Genomic DNA, 13,641 nt, shown 5'->3' on the forward strand with positions numbered 1-13,641 from the left:
GTTGTGCTCATCTGAGCCGCAAAGCGTTGCCTATCACGGAAGCGGAACTGAGGCTCATTGCCACCGCTGCGATGAGCGGCGAGAGCAGCCATCCGGTCAGGGGATAGAGCACGCCGGCCGCTATCGGAACGCCGAGCGCGTTGTAGACCAGGGCGAACAGCAGGTTCTGCTTCATGTTGGCGACGGTGTCCACCGAGATCTGGCGTGCTGTCGCGATCCCGCGCAAATCTCCTTTCACCAGCGTCACTTGGGCGCTGTTCATCGCCACGTCGGTCCCCGTGCCCATCGCGATGCCGACGTCGGCCCGCGCCAGGGCGGGCGCGTCGTTGATGCCGTCGCCTGCCATCGCCACGACGCGTCCCTCGCGCTGCAGCTGTTCGACCAGGACCAGCTTGTCGCCCGGCTTGACCTCGCCGTGCACTTCGTCGATTCCGAGGCGCTTGCCGACAGAGGTGGCGGTTGTGACGCCGTCGCCGGTGGCCATGACTACGCGTATCGAAGCCGCTGCCAGCGTGTCCAGCGCCTCGCGCGTGCTGGCCTTGATCGGATCCGACACCGCCAGCAGCCCGGCCAGGCGGCCGTCGACCGCCAGGTGCATCACGCTCGCGCCCTCCAGTCGCAGGGCCTCGGCAGCCGGCGTCATGGGCGCCACGTCCACGCCAATCCCGGTCATCAGGGCGGTATTGCCGAGGGCAAGCTGCTGGCCTTTGATGCTGCCACGCACGCCGATGCCGCTGCTCGACTCGAACGCCTCGGGCTTATCGAGCACCAGCCCGCGCTCGCGGGCCGCGCGCACGATGGCCTCGGCCAGCGGATGCTCGCTGCCCTGGTCGAGACTGGCGGCCAGGCGCAAGACCTCGTCCTCGGAAAAGCCGGCGGCGGCGCAGGCGCGTTCGAAGGCGGGCTTGCCTTCAGTGAGCGTACCAGTCTTGTCGACGATGATGGTGTCGACCTCGCGCAGCTTTTCGATCGCGGCGGCGTCGCGGAACAGCACGCCGTGGGTCGCCGCCTTGCCGGTGGCGACCATGATCGACATCGGCGTCGCCAGGCCGAGCGCGCACGGGCAGGCGATGATGAGTACGGCCACCGCATTGATGAGCCCGTAGACCCAACTCGGTTGCGGGCCGAACAGGCCCCAGGCAAAGAAGGTCAGCGCCGCGATCGCGATCACGCCGCTGACGAAGTACCTGGCGACGACGTCGGCCATGCGCTGCATTGGCGCCTTGGAGCGCTGGGCATTGGCGACCATTTGTACGATCTGGGCCAGCACGGTTTGCGATCCGACGGTTTCGGAACGCATCACCAGCGCGCCGCTGGCATTGAGCGTGGCGCCGATCACCTTGTCGCCCGCGCGCTTGGTCACCGGGATCGGCTCGCCCGTCAACATCGATTCGTCGACGGCGCTGCTGCCCTCCAGCACGACTCCGTCGACCGGTACCTTTTCACCGGGGCGCACCCGCAGCGTGTCGCCTGCATGAACATGCGCGAGCGGCACATCGTCTTCGCTGCCGTCGGCATTGATGCGGCGCGCGGTTTTCGGCGCCAATCCCAGCAGCGATTTGATGGCTGCCGAGGTCCGCGAACGCGCCTTCAGCTCGAGCATCTGGCCGAGCAAGGTCAGCGAGATAATGACCGCCGCTGCCTCGTAGTACACCCCGACGCGCCCCATCGATATGAACGTCGCGGGAAACAAGTGCGGCGCGGCCGTCGCCACCACGCTGTAGACAAAGGCGGCGCCGGTGCCGAGCCCGATCAGGGTCCACATGTTGAGGCTGCGGTTGCGCACAGATTGCGCGCCGCGTACGAAAAATGGCCACCCTGCCCATAGCACGATCGGCAGCGCGAGGATCAATTCCATCCAGGTCTGGGTCCGGAGCTCCATCAGCTCCAGCTGATGCCCGAACATCGCCAGCACGGTCACCATGACCGTGAGGGGCAGCGTCCACCAGAATCGGCGCGTGAAATCCCGAAGTTCCGGATTGTCGTCGTCACCCGGCTCGGGGATCGCAGGTTCCAGGGTCATGCCGCACTTAGGACAGTTGCCCGGATGGTCGACGCGGATTTCCGGATGCATTGGACACGTATAGACCACGCCGGGTGCCGCTCCGCCCGCGTGCGGGCTGGGCGGAGCTGGGGCTGAGCCGCCTTGCTCCGTAACATCCCTCCTGCGGACCGGGTCCTTGGGTGTTGAAGCTGGATGCATTTCAATTCCTTGATGTGTCGCCGACTGGGCGGGCAATGCGCTGGTTGTCGCGTCGTGATGCACATTGACGATGTCGTCCACCACTCTAGCCGCAGCTAGCTACCCAAGACTTTGACGTAAGTCAAATTGCGGGGAAATGCGCAGGCGTGGCGGTGATCGAGCCGGACGACTCCAGCACAAGAGACCGCTTGGCCTTCTCGCCACCGTGGCGGTCCCCAACGCCGCCCTGCTCTACAATTAGCCATCGAAGCAAACTATCTCGAGGCAAGCATGTGGGCGCAGATATGGGCAACCGTGGAACAGGAATTCTCCGACCTGGGTGAGGTCTCCGACATCACCCGCGTCTGCATCCGCCTGACCGTGGCGGTGGCGCTGGGTGCGGTGCTGGGTTACGAGCGCGAGTCTGTCGGCGCCTCGGCCGGGCTGCGCACCTATATGCTGGTGTCGCTTGGTTCGGCGTTGTTCGTGCTGGTTCCGCTGCAGGCCGGGATGGCCATTACCGACTTGTCGCGGGTGCTGCAAGGCGTGACCGCCGGCATCGGCTTCATCGGCGCGGGCGCCATCCTCAAGCAGGAGAACCAGCGTCACATCACCGGCCTGACGACGGCGGCCGGCCTGTGGCTGACGGCGGCTGTCGGCGTGGCGGCCGGCATGGGCCGCGAGGCGACCGCGGTGCTGAGCGCGCTGTTTGCACTGGCGATCCTGTCCATGCTGCGGCATGGCCGGGCCGGAAAGAAGGCCCAGGCAGACCCCTGCCAGAAGCAAGACGATATAACGCCCAGGTGAATCCGGCGCTGCGGAATGGCGCCGCCGCCGGCACCCGAATCATGAGAACCGCCATATCCGCTAATGTTTTTTGACAACCATGCAATTTTGCTTTGCGGATACGTGCCATTGGTTTAGCATCGTCCGCGATGATAAATACGCCTGCCACATCCTCCCGCATTGATGCGATCGATGCCTTGCGAGGCTTCGCCATCGTCTCGATCATGCTCGTGCACAACATCGAGCATTTCGATCTGATCTACACGCCGCAAGGCTTGCCGGCGTGGCTGCAGTCGCTGGATTCCGTCATATGGGACACTGTATTTTTCCTGTTCGGCGGCAAATCGTACGCCATCTTCTCGCTGCTGTTCGGCGTCACCTTCTTCATCCAGTTGCACTCCCGGCAACAGCGGGGCGAGGACTTCCGGGCGCGCTTTGCCTGGCGCCTGGTGCTGCTGTTCGGATTCGGCCTCGTCAATTCCCTGTTCTACCAGGGCGACATCCTTGCCTTTTACGCCGTCGCCGGGCTGCTGCTGATCCCGGTCGCGCGCCTGGGCAACAAGGCCGTTTTTGCGGTCGCCCTTCTGCTGATGCTGCAGCCGCTGGAGTGGCTGGCTGTAGTGAACGCGCTGCAGCACCCCGAATTCAAGCCGGCGGACCCGGCCTCCTGGGCATACTTCGGCAAGGGGACTGCCTATCTCCGTGGCGACTCGGTCCTCGCCACCTTGTACGGCAACTTCACCAACGGCAGGATGGCGGCGCTGCTCTGGAGCTGGGAGAACGGGCGCATGTTCCAGATGCCGGCGCTGTTCATGCTGGGCATGCTGGCCGGGCGCGTGTCGCTGTTCACGCCGTCGCCCGAAAGCAAACGCTTCTGGACCAGGACGCTGCTGGCGGCGGCTATCCTGTTCTTGCCCCTGTGTGCCGCCAAGTCGGAGCTGCGCCGCCTGGTCGCCGGCGAAGCGCTGCGCGAGCCGCTGTCGGTCATGCTGGCCACCTGGTCGAACCTCGCGTTCATGCTGGTGCTGGTGTCGGGCCTTGTGCTGCTGTTCCAGACCGGTTCGCTGGCGCGCATGCTGCGCATCTTCGCGCCGCTGGGGCGCATGAGCCTGACCAGCTATGTCACGCAGTCGGTGGTGGGGTCGTTCATCTACTACGGCTACGGCCTCGGCCTGTACAAGGTCACCGGCTCAAGCCACTGCCTGCTGATCGGTCTCGGCCTGGCGCTGCTGCAAGGATGGTTCAGCGTGTGGTGGTTGAGCCGGCACAAGCAGGGGCCGCTGGAAGCGCTGTGGCACCGCGCCACATGGGCCGGCCGCCGCGCCAGTGATCACAAGGCCATCTCGAACGGCGCCGCAGGCAGGTCCTCGGTGCTGTAGAGATTCACGTAGGGCGCATCGGCCCAGGCATAGCGGACATGCGTTATGCCCGGCCGGTTGGCCCCCTTCAGCGTCACAGAATCTCCCTGCGCCACCGCCAGCACGTACTCGCAGGCCGCGCCGGCGCAGGCTTCGAAACCGGTCGCATGGCCGGCGCTGTAGGTGCGCAAGCCGCCGCCGGTGTTCTTGAACTTCACCACCAGGTCGTCCCCTGCCCGCGTCACGCCGGCCGCTTCCGGCCCGCCGGGCGCAATCGCTTCGCCGTAGGCGAGTGCGCGCGCGGCCAGGGCCAGCCGCTCGCCGACCACGGCCTTCTGCGGGGGATGAACGTCGGTGCGGTCGCCCACGTCGATGGTGACGGCCAGGCCGGCATGCCGGTCGTTCCGGACGGTCCGGGCCTGGGCCTCGCGCAGCTGCGCCCAGTTCGATAGCCCGGGCTTGGCCGCTACCGGGCCGAACGAGGAGAGCTGGACTACCAGGAAAGGCAGTTCCGGCTGGGCGAAGGTCTTGCGCCAGTCGGCGATCAGCAGCGGCAGCAGCGTCTCATATTCTTTTGGAGCGCCGGTGTTGGATTCGCCCTGGTACCACGCCGCCAGCTTGAACTTGTAGCCGGCCAGCGGCGCGATCATCGCGTTGTGGAGCGTCGACAGGCTGGTCGGTACATCCCAGGGCGCTGGCGGGATCGACAAACCTTTCGCGCGCATGCCAAGCCGGTATTTCCATGGCGCGGACAGCGCTATGAACTGGCCGTCGGCGGTCTTGATGCCGCGCTGTTCCGGCAGTCCGGTCAGGCCGCCGCCGGTACCGCCACCGAGCACGCGGACGGCGATCACGTTGCGGCCCGCTTTGAATACGCCTGCGGGAACCGCGTAGTCGCGCCATACCCACGCGGTGCTGCCGCCGCCCACGCGCACGCCATTGACCCAGGTGCTGTCGTAGGTATCGATGGGGCCCAGCTGGACCGCATTCTCGGCCCTGGCCTGCGCCTCGGTCAGCATCACGCTGGTCCGGAACCACGCAGCGCCGTCGAAGTCCGCCAACGCGGCGACGCCGGCTTCCTTCCACGATCCCTTCGACGTGAAGCTTGGCCATGCCGCATCGTCGAAACCGGGCAAGCTCCACGCTTGCTGCGCCTTCGCCTGCGGATCGTGCGCGTCCCACCATTGCTCGTGCCGGCGCGCTTCGTCGGCCATCGCCTTGGATGGATTCGAGGCCTTGTCAGCCAGCGCGCCAAGCTGTTTGGCGTAGGCCGGCAGGGTTTTCAGCGACGACGCGCCGATCCAGCCCTGGATGGTGGTGCCGCCCCAGCTCGATCCGATGAAGCCGACCGGCACCTTCTGGGTCTGCTGCAATGCCCGCGCCATGTAATAGCACACCGCCGAGGCCTCGCCAGCCGTCTTGGGCGACACTACCTTCCACTCCACCGGCCGTTTCAGATCATCCTGGACGGCCGGTTCGCTGACGAGTTGAATATTGATGAAGCGCAGGTCCGGGTTGGCGGGGAAATCCGGCCACGCGCCGGTGGATAGCCGCGCCGGACACGCCATGTTCGACTGCCCGCCGCACAGGTAGACGTCGCCGATCATGATGTCCTTGAGCGTGGTTCCGCCGCTGCCGCCGGCGGTTACGGAAAGGGTATGCGGTCCGCCGGCCGGCGTGGCCCGCCGCCGCAAGACGGGCCACGCCGCGTAGCTGCACTACCTGGTACGACCTAGTGGCCGCTATGGCCGCCGTTGCCGCTGCGGCCGGACGGCTTGCGCACCGTGACTTCGACGTCCGGCTTTTTCACCAGCGGCATGGACTGCCCGCCCGCATTGGCGCTGCGCTGCGGCGCGGGCAGCTCGCCGGTCCATTCGTAGGCGACGGTGCCGGCCGGGTGCTTGTACCAGCCGGGGTCGGAGTAGTCGCCGCGCTTCTGGTCCTTGCGCACCTTAAGCACGGTGAACATGCCGCCCATTTCCACGCCGCCGAACGGCCCCTCCCCCGTCATCATGGGCAGCGTGTTTTCCGGCAGCGGCATTTCCATGCCGCCCATCGAGCCGCCCTTCTCGCCCATGACCATGTAGTCCGGCACGATCTTGTTGATCTTCTCGGCCACGCCGCGATGATCGACGCCGATCAGGTTCGGCACGTCGTGCCCCATGGCGTTCATGGTGTGGTGCGACTTGTGGCAGTGCAGCGCCCAGTCGCCCAGGTCGGAGGCCACGAACTCGATGGCGCGCATCTGGCCCACCGCAATGTCGGTGGTGACTTCCGGCCAGCGCGAGCCGGGCGGCGTCCAGCCGCCGTCGGTGCCGGTCACCGTGAACTCGTGGCCGTGCATATGGATCGGGTGGTTGGTCATGGTCAGATTGCCGACGCGGATGCGCACCTTGTCGTTCTGGCGCACGTGCAGCGAATCGATGCCCGGGAACACGCGGCTGTTGAAGGTCCACAGGTTGAAGTCCAGCATGGTGTTGGTCTTGGGCGTGTAGCTGCCCGGCTCCACGTCGTAGGCGCTCAGCAGGAAGACAAAGTCGCGGTCCACCGCGTGCAGCGACGGGTCTTTCGGATGCGTCACCCAGAAGCCCATCATGCCCATGGCCATCTGCGTCATTTCGTCGGCGTGCGGGTGGTACATGAAGGTGCCGGGCCGCTTGGCCACGAACTCGTAGACAAAGGTCTTGCCGGGCGCGATGCCGGGCTGGGTCAGTCCGGTCACGCCGTCCATGCCGTTCGGCAGCCGCTGGCCGTGCCAGTGCACGCTGGTCTGCTCGGGCAGCTTGTTGGTGACGAAGATGCGCACGCGGTCGCCTTCCACCACTTCGATGGTCGGGCCGGGGGACTGGCCGTTATAGCCCCACAGGTTGGCTTTCATGCCGGGCGCCAGCTCGCGCACCACCGGTTCGGCCACCAGGTGGAACTCCTTGACGCCGTTGTTCATGCGCCATGGCAGCGACCAGCCGTTCAGCGTGACTACCGGGTTGAACGGGCGCCCGTTGGGCGGCGGCGGCGGCACCACGGTCTTGGCGCTGTCCATCAGCATGGCTTCAGGCAGCGATGCCGCTCCGGCCTTGCTGACCGCTGCGGCGCTGACGGCCACCGCGCCGGCGCCCTTGAAAAAGTCTCGACGTGAAATCATGCTTAGTTCCTTTCGTTGTTGCCGCCGCCGTTGATGGCGGAGTGGAGCTCGCTCTCGGCGATCCAGAAGTCGCGCTGGCTTTCGATGGATGCGTTGACGCTCGCCAGCTGCTCGCGCGAGTCGGCCAACAGTTCGAACACGCTGGCCAGCATGCCGTTGTAGCGCAGCAGGACTTCGTCTGAAATCTGCTTGCGCAGCGGTACCACGTCGTCGCGGTAGTGGCGCGCGATATCGTAGGTGGTGCGGTAGGCCGAATACGCCTCGCGCACTTCCGAGCGCGCCCGCACCGCGGCGTCCGCCGTACGGTGCACCGCCTGCATGTACACCGCTTCGGCACGCGCCACATTGGCGCCGCCCCAGTCGAACAGCGGCAATTCCAGCGCAATCTCGTAACCGTTCTCGCGCGGCGCGCCGGTGCTGCTCTTGTTGGTGTAGCCGGCGTCGAACACGTTGATGAAGCGGCTGGCCTTGCTCAGGCCGAGCGCGGCGGCGGTGGCGTCCACGTCGCGCCGGGCGGCCAGCACGTCCAGCCGCTGCGATAGCGCGCGCGCTTCGGCGTTGCCGGCGTCCTGCGGCTGCGCCGGCAGGTCCGGCAGCCGGTCGGGCAGCGTGAAGTTCTGCTGCTCGCCCCACAGGCCCAGCAGGCGGACCAGGCGCTCGCGGCTGGCGGCCGCTTCGTGGCGGGTGCGCGCCAGCTGGGTCTGCGCGTCCTGGTAGAAGGCGCGCTCGCGCGCCTGGTCCAGCTTGCTCCAATTGCCGACTTTGGCCATGTTGGCCGCCAGCGTGGCAGATGCGTCGGCGGCGCCGCGCACCTGTTCGGCGAACGCGGCCGATTGCGCGGCGGCCACCGCCACGTAGTAGGCGCGGCGGGTGTCCGCCGCCAGCTGGACGGCGCGCGAAGCCGCCTGCAGCTTGGCCTGTTCGAAGCGGCGCTGTTCGATACGGTGGCGGGCCGGCAGGGTCAGCAGGCCGGCGATGTCGAAGCCGATGCTGCGCTCGATCTCCTTGTCGCTGCCGCCGCGCACGCGGCTGAAGCCGAAGCTCGGGTTGCGCAGCCGGCCGGATTGCACGAACTCGGCTTCCGACAGGCCCAATTCGGCGAATGACACTTTCAGGGCCGGGCTGTTCAGCAAGGCGATCTGGACCGCCGTGTCCGCGCTGAGCGGCTTGGACAGCAGGGATTGCAGTTGCGCGCCGCCGGCGCCAGTATCCTGCGCGGCTGCCTTGGTGAAGGCGGCCGGCTGGCCGATGCGTTCCTGGGTCAGGCGGGACACGTCGTTGAGTCCCCCGTCCGGCGACAGGCTGGCGCAGCCCGCCAGCAGCACCGCCGACAGCGCCGCCGCCATGCGGCCCAGCGCGTGTATAGGTAAGTTCTGCATTTAGTGACCTTTCATCTTCATGTCGTGCCCCTTGTGGTCCTTGTGGTCCTTGTGCGGGTCGGCCGCCGGCGGCTGGGCGGGCTTGGGCTGGCTGGCCGGCGAGGCCGGCGCCGGGGCTGGCATGGCGGCCGCGCCGCCGTGTGCGCCGTGACCGCCATGCGCGCCGTGGCCACCATGGCCAGAGCCGCCGGCAACGTCCTGGTTGGCCTGGATCCACACCTTGTCGGGCGTGGGTGCCGGTTCCGTCGCGGCGGGCTGGCTGGTGAAAACGGATCGGTATTGCAATGCCGGGACGGCGGCGTTGGCGTCGGTCACAGCTGCCGGCTTATGGGCGGGTTGTGCGTGGACCAGCAACGGCACGCCAGCGGCTGCCAAAAGCAGCAAACTGAAGCGATTCATGATGTTCTTTCAAAGGAGGATGACAGCCCGCCGCCGCAGCGCCGGGCAATGCGGGCCGTAGCCCGCGCCGATAACAGCCTTAGACGGCCGTGCGCGGCGGCCGCTTGGGCGTGGCCGGGACGTGGGCGATCATTGCAGCTTCGGCTGCGGACGGCGCAACGGTCGGGAATGCAGCGGGGAAAACGGGGGTAGGCATGGCGGGCGGCGCCACCGCGCCGGTGCAGCAACTGGCGCACTGGCTGCACTTGCCATGGCTGTCTGCAGCTTCGCCGCCATTGGCATGGCCGGCGCAGTGCTGGTCGCCGGTTGCCGGCGCGGCGTGCCCGGCACCGCCGGGAGAATCGGCCATATCGTCCATGTCAGGCATGGCGGCCATATCGGACGCCTCGGCGCAATGCCGGCTATCGGCCACGGCGGCCCCGGCCATGCCCGCGCAAGGCATGCCGGCGAACGCGTTCCCCTGCAGCGGCAAGGCTGCAATCAACATCCACAACAGGAAACGGATCAATATGCGCATGAGTGCAAATGGTACAGCAGTGGGCCGATCGATGGCAAGGCGGGCGAGTGGAACACAAGCATAACATACACCTTCCCACGACGGGAAGGTCAAGCTTTTTCATTGCAAGCTGCAGGTTGCCAGCTGGAACACGCGTACAATGGACGCGCCACAGAACTCGGGAGTGAACATGCTTCGCCTGCTGCTTTGGTGGGTGTTGCTATGCCTGGCGACCACCGTGAACGCGACAATCACAGTTACTTGCGTAACGGAGGAAAACCGCCCCGTCAATTTTTGGGAGAACGGCAAGGTCACCGGCTTCAGCACCGAGGTCGTCGAGGCCGTCCTCAAGGAAATCGACGTGCCCGCCAGCTTCCACATCATGCCCTGGGCGCGCGCCTACGCCACCGCCCTGCACAGCGAGAACGTGCTGATCTTCTCCATCATGCGGACCGCCGAGCGCGAGCACCTGTTCAAGTGGGTCGGCGTGGTCTCGCCGCCGGACAGCTCCTACTTGTTCGCCCTGCGCGACCGCAAACTGAAGCTCGACAATCTTGGTGCCGCCCTTGGCTACAAGATCGGCACCATCAATGGCGACGCGCGCGAACAATACCTGGAATCGAAAGGCTTCGTCAAAGGCCGCCACCTGCACGGCAACGCCCTGCCGAAAACCACGTATGACAAACTCAAACTGGGACGCATCGACCTTTGGGCCATGAGCGAGATGGTGGCGGTGGATATCGTGCGGCGCGAAGGGGGCGACCCGTCACAGGTACTGGTCCGCGCGCTCCATCTGGCGGAGCTGGGCAGCGGCGGCAGCTACATGGCTTTCGGCCCGAAGACCGACGATGTGCTGGTAGAACGCTTCCGCAAGGGCCTGGAGGCGGTCAAGGCCAACGGCACCTTCGCCGCGCTGCAGAAGAAGTGGTTTCCGCCGCACGCTTCTGGCACAGGCTCGCCGGCCCCGAACATGTAGGCAAACACTCTCGTTTTGCAAGTTGTAGGGTTCTTGCACAGTCTGTCGTGCGCGCTTGCGCCTGCGATTTTGCGTGGGTAGTATGGTGCACGTCGAACTGCCGGAGCTTGCCATGGAATCCACATTGCCCGTCAACGAAGTCAAGGTAGACCGCTGGCAGCGCAGCCGTCAAAAGGCCTTCAAGGAGGTGCCGGACGAAGGCCGCACCATCACCTACCTCGGCAAGAAGTTCCACGTCTATCCAGACACGTTCTGGCCCTTCCTCGACAGCCAGCCGCTGGTGCGCAACTTCCGCATCGAGCCCGGCGAGAGCGTGCTCGATGTGGGCACCGGCTCCGGCGTCATCGCCATCTTCAGCTGTTACGGGCAGGCCGGCCGCGTCCTGGCGCTGGACATCAACCCGGCCGCAGTGCGCAGCGCCACCCACAACGCGCATGAACACGGCTTCGATAGCATCATGGAAGTGCGCCGTTCCGACCTGTTCGACGAAGTGGGCGACGAGCAGTTCGACGTCATCACCGCCAACCTCCCCTTCCGCAACAAGCCTGCGCACGACGTGGTGGCGCGCTCGCAGTGGGACACTGCCTTTCAGACCAATACCCGCTTCTTCCGCGAAGCCGGCAAATACCTGAAGCCGGGCGGCCGCATCTACTTCTCGCATTCGAATTTCGGCGACGTGGACGAAGTCAAACGGCTGGCGGCGGAAGCCGGTTTCGAGATCGAACTGCTGGCCAGCAGCGTTCCCGGCGAGGCCGAGGAGCGCCAGTTCTACGCCTTCCTGTTCCGGCGCGCCAAGTCCGCCTAGCGGAAATGGACAGCCTGCTCGCCAGCGTCAACGCCCTGCGCGCCGTGCCCCACGCGCCATGGCGCGCCACGGTGCGCCGCGTGGCGGTCATCCTCACCAGCTCGCGTTCCGGCTCCACCCTGTTCAAGGCTGCGCTGGCCAGCCATCCCGACGTGGCGGCCCTGGACGGCGAGGCGGAACCCTATCTGTCCCTGAGCGGCAACGGCTTCGGCCGGGATGCGGCTTGCAGCAGCGACGCCATCGCGCGGCTGGCGAATGCGGACACGCTGGCCGACAATATCTTTGACGGCCTCACCATCGCCACTGCGCATCTTGCGCCGCTGGCCGAACTGCAGCAGCGCTGGGCCAAGAGGCTGCTGCTGCAGTTTCCCGCGCTGTTCGCCACACAGGAGGCCTACGCCGGCTTGCAGCGCATGCTGGCCGCGTCCCTCGGCAGCGCCTGCGAGCAGGCGTGGGGCCGGGGCGCCCGCATGACGCAGCAGGAAATCTCCCAAGCGGTGCTGGGCGGGGTGTTCGGTCCCGAGCGCTGGCGCCTGGACTATTACGACGGCAAGATCGGCCCCGGCGCATTCCGCCCCTTTGCGGAAGCGGCCAAGATCGAGGAACCGCCCTTCGTGGTGCCGGACCTGCGGCGGCGCCGCTGCACCGAGGCCGATGCCGCCAGCAAGGTGCTGCTGTTCAAAACGCCGTCCGACGCCTACCGCCCCGGCCTGTACCAGCAGCTGTTCCCCAACGCGGACGTGCGCCACATCCACCTGACGCGCGGCTACGCGCAAAGCGTGAACGGCCTGATGGACGGCTGGCTGTCGCCGATCGGTTTCTTCTCGCACGACATGGCGCAGGCCGGCGCGGAGCTGGCCATCGAAGGCTATTCCAATTTCTGCGAATTCGGCCGCCGCTGGTGGAAGTTCGACCTGCCGCCCAACTGGCGCGCCTACGCGGAGAGCAGCCTGGAGCTGGTGTGCCTGAACCAGTGGCTGTCCTGCCACCGCCACATCCTGGACAGCGGCGTGGCGGCATACCGCATCGCCTTTGAAGACTTCCTGGCGGACCCTGCGGCCACGCTGGCGCGCGTGTGCGGCTGGCTGGACTTGCAGCCCATGCCGTCATCGTCGCCATTGCAGCCGGGGCGCGAACTGCCGGTCATCATGGCCACCGAGACGCCCGCCCCCGGCCGCTGGCGCAAGCGCCGCGTGCTGCTGGAGCCCCTGGCCGCGCTGCCGGAAGTGGCGAGCACCATGCGCGAGCTGGGCTACAGCCCGGAGCCGGAGGCCTGGCTATGAGCGGCGCCCCGATACGGCGGCTGCTGGTGCCTTACCTGATGGGCCAATGGCGCGACGGCCTGCGCAACGTGGCGGCGCTGGACGACAAGCCATGGAACGTGATCACCGCGCCGGAGCCGGTCCCCGTCAGCATCGCGGACAAGAACGAGCAGCTGCGCAGCATGGGCGCCATTTACGCGCTGCTGGCCGGGCAGGTGCGCCTGGCGGTGGCCGACGGCGACATCCCGGTCAGCATTTCGGGCGACTGCGTGTCGTCCATGGGCATGCTGGCTGGCTTGCAGCAGGCCGGCCGCGAGCCGCAGCGCATCCTGTGGCTGGACGCCCACGGCGACTTCCACACCTGGGCCACCACGCAGACGCAATACCTGGGCGGCATGCCGCTGGCCATGCTGGTGGGCCGTCCAGACCGGCGCAAGGAGCAGCGCGACAGCATCGCCGCCATGCGCGCACAGGTGGGCGCGCGGCCCTACCCGGAAGAGCGCATCGTGCTGTCCGACGCCCGCGACCTGGATCCCGGCGAGGACGAAGCCTTGCGCGCGTCCGCCATCGTGCACAGCGAATGGGACGACGTGCTGTCGCACCTGTCGCCGCAAGAAACCCTGTACGTGCATTTCGATACCGATGTGCTGGACGAGTCGCAGCGCATGCCGGCGCTGAAATACCATGTGCCCAATGGCCCGGGACTGGAGCAGATGGCGGCGCTGTTCGAGCGCCTGCGCGCATACCGGGTGGTGGCGGTGTCGGTCTCGTCCTGGCATGGGGAGCAGGACACGGACGGCAAGGCGGCGCGCGCCTGCCTGGATCTGCTGCGGGTGCTGCTGCCGGACTAGCGCGG

General features: G+C 66.8%; 12 protein-coding genes. 6 read left to right on the forward strand and 6 right to left on the reverse strand.

All coding sequences use genetic code 11. From position 1 onward, the window contains the following. Window positions 1-7: 7 nt before the first annotated feature. A complete protein-coding gene (locus AC56DV_RS31050; protein ID WP_496318509.1) occupies window positions 8-2,203 on the reverse strand; it encodes a copper-transporting P-type ATPase in 2,196 nt (731 codons plus the stop codon). Window positions 2,204-2,473: 270 nt separating this feature from the next. On the opposite strand from AC56DV_RS31050, the gene AC56DV_RS31055 reads away from it, so the two are divergent. Together AC56DV_RS31055 and AC56DV_RS31060 are read left to right on the forward strand one after the other, a co-directional pair. Continuing rightward, window positions 2,474-2,989 (forward strand): MgtC/SapB family protein, encoded by a 516-nt coding sequence (locus AC56DV_RS31055; protein ID WP_496318052.1) that lies wholly within the window; start codon window positions 2,474-2,476, stop codon window positions 2,987-2,989. 128 nt (window positions 2,990-3,117) lie between these two features. Further along, window positions 3,118-4,347, forward strand: coding sequence for a DUF418 domain-containing protein (locus AC56DV_RS31060; protein ID WP_496318053.1), 1,230 nt, complete (start codon window positions 3,118-3,120; stop codon window positions 4,345-4,347). Here AC56DV_RS31060 and AC56DV_RS31065 read toward each other — a convergent pair. From AC56DV_RS31065 to AC56DV_RS31085, 5 genes are all read right to left on the reverse strand, one after another. Continuing rightward, window positions 4,299-5,933, reverse strand: coding sequence for a sialate O-acetylesterase (locus tag AC56DV_RS31065; RefSeq protein ID WP_496318054.1), 1,635 nt, complete (start codon window positions 5,931-5,933; stop codon window positions 4,299-4,301). The two genes, AC56DV_RS31060 and AC56DV_RS31065, sit on opposite strands and share 49 nt — an antisense overlap. Before the next feature lie 125 nt (window positions 5,934-6,058). Then, on the reverse strand, window positions 6,059-7,468 hold the full coding sequence (locus AC56DV_RS31070) for a multicopper oxidase family protein (protein ID WP_496318055.1): 1,410 nt from the start codon (window positions 7,466-7,468) through the stop codon (window positions 6,059-6,061). Between the two features lie 2 nt (window positions 7,469-7,470). Beyond that, window positions 7,471-8,847, reverse strand: a complete 1,377-nt coding sequence (locus AC56DV_RS31075) for a TolC family protein (protein WP_496318056.1) — start codon at window positions 8,845-8,847, stop codon at window positions 7,471-7,473. Next, window positions 8,848-9,246, reverse strand: coding sequence for a hypothetical protein (locus AC56DV_RS31080; protein WP_496318057.1), 399 nt, complete (start codon window positions 9,244-9,246; stop codon window positions 8,848-8,850). A gap of 79 nt (window positions 9,247-9,325) precedes the next feature. Continuing rightward, window positions 9,326-9,763 carry a hypothetical protein gene (locus tag AC56DV_RS31085; RefSeq protein ID WP_496318058.1) on the reverse strand — a complete coding sequence of 146 codons (438 nt, stop codon included), beginning with the start codon at window positions 9,761-9,763 and terminating at the stop codon, window positions 9,326-9,328. 217 nt (window positions 9,764-9,980) lie between these two features. On the opposite strand from AC56DV_RS31085, the gene AC56DV_RS31090 reads away from it, so the two are divergent. The 4 genes from AC56DV_RS31090 to AC56DV_RS31105 all read left to right on the forward strand — a co-directional run bounded on the left by AC56DV_RS31090 (window position 9,981) and on the right by AC56DV_RS31105 (window position 13,636). Continuing rightward, complete coding sequence (locus tag AC56DV_RS31090; RefSeq protein WP_496318059.1) at window positions 9,981-10,718, forward strand: substrate-binding periplasmic protein; 738 nt, start codon at window positions 9,981-9,983, stop codon at window positions 10,716-10,718. Between the two features lie 112 nt (window positions 10,719-10,830). After that, window positions 10,831-11,523 carry a methyltransferase gene (locus tag AC56DV_RS31095; RefSeq protein ID WP_496318060.1) on the forward strand — a complete coding sequence of 231 codons (693 nt, stop codon included), beginning with the start codon at window positions 10,831-10,833 and terminating at the stop codon, window positions 11,521-11,523. Between the two features lie 5 nt (window positions 11,524-11,528). Further along, a complete protein-coding gene (locus AC56DV_RS31100; RefSeq protein ID WP_496318061.1) occupies window positions 11,529-12,806 on the forward strand; it encodes a sulfotransferase in 1,278 nt (425 codons plus the stop codon). After that, a complete protein-coding gene (locus AC56DV_RS31105; RefSeq protein ID WP_496318062.1) occupies window positions 12,803-13,636 on the forward strand; it encodes an arginase family protein in 834 nt (277 codons plus the stop codon). The genes AC56DV_RS31100 and AC56DV_RS31105 overlap by 4 nt, the downstream gene beginning before the upstream one ends. Window positions 13,637-13,641: the final 5 nt, after the last annotated feature.

The sequence above is a fragment of the Massilia sp. BGA-UO-ETr-WB1 genome (assembly GCF_059567845.1).

Coding starts and splice junctions, on each gene's coding strand:
- AC56DV_RS31050 (WP_496318509.1), bottom strand. CDS start 2,203: ATGCATCCAGCTTCAACACCCAAGGACCCGGTCCGCAGGAGGGATGTT.
- AC56DV_RS31055 (WP_496318052.1), top strand. CDS start 2,474: ATGTGGGCGCAGATATGGGCAACCGTGGAACAGGAATTCTCCGACCTG.
- AC56DV_RS31060 (WP_496318053.1), top strand. CDS start 3,118: ATGATAAATACGCCTGCCACATCCTCCCGCATTGATGCGATCGATGCC.
- AC56DV_RS31065 (WP_496318054.1), bottom strand. CDS start 5,933: ATGATCGGCGACGTCTACCTGTGCGGCGGGCAGTCGAACATGGCGTGT.
- AC56DV_RS31070 (WP_496318055.1), bottom strand. CDS start 7,468: ATGATTTCACGTCGAGACTTTTTCAAGGGCGCCGGCGCGGTGGCCGTC.
- AC56DV_RS31075 (WP_496318056.1), bottom strand. CDS start 8,847: ATGCAGAACTTACCTATACACGCGCTGGGCCGCATGGCGGCGGCGCTG.
- AC56DV_RS31080 (WP_496318057.1), bottom strand. CDS start 9,246: ATGAATCGCTTCAGTTTGCTGCTTTTGGCAGCCGCTGGCGTGCCGTTG.
- AC56DV_RS31085 (WP_496318058.1), bottom strand. CDS start 9,763: ATGCGCATATTGATCCGTTTCCTGTTGTGGATGTTGATTGCAGCCTTG.
- AC56DV_RS31095 (WP_496318060.1), top strand. CDS start 10,831: ATGGAATCCACATTGCCCGTCAACGAAGTCAAGGTAGACCGCTGGCAG.
- AC56DV_RS31100 (WP_496318061.1), top strand. CDS start 11,529: ATGGACAGCCTGCTCGCCAGCGTCAACGCCCTGCGCGCCGTGCCCCAC.
- AC56DV_RS31105 (WP_496318062.1), top strand. CDS start 12,803: ATGAGCGGCGCCCCGATACGGCGGCTGCTGGTGCCTTACCTGATGGGC.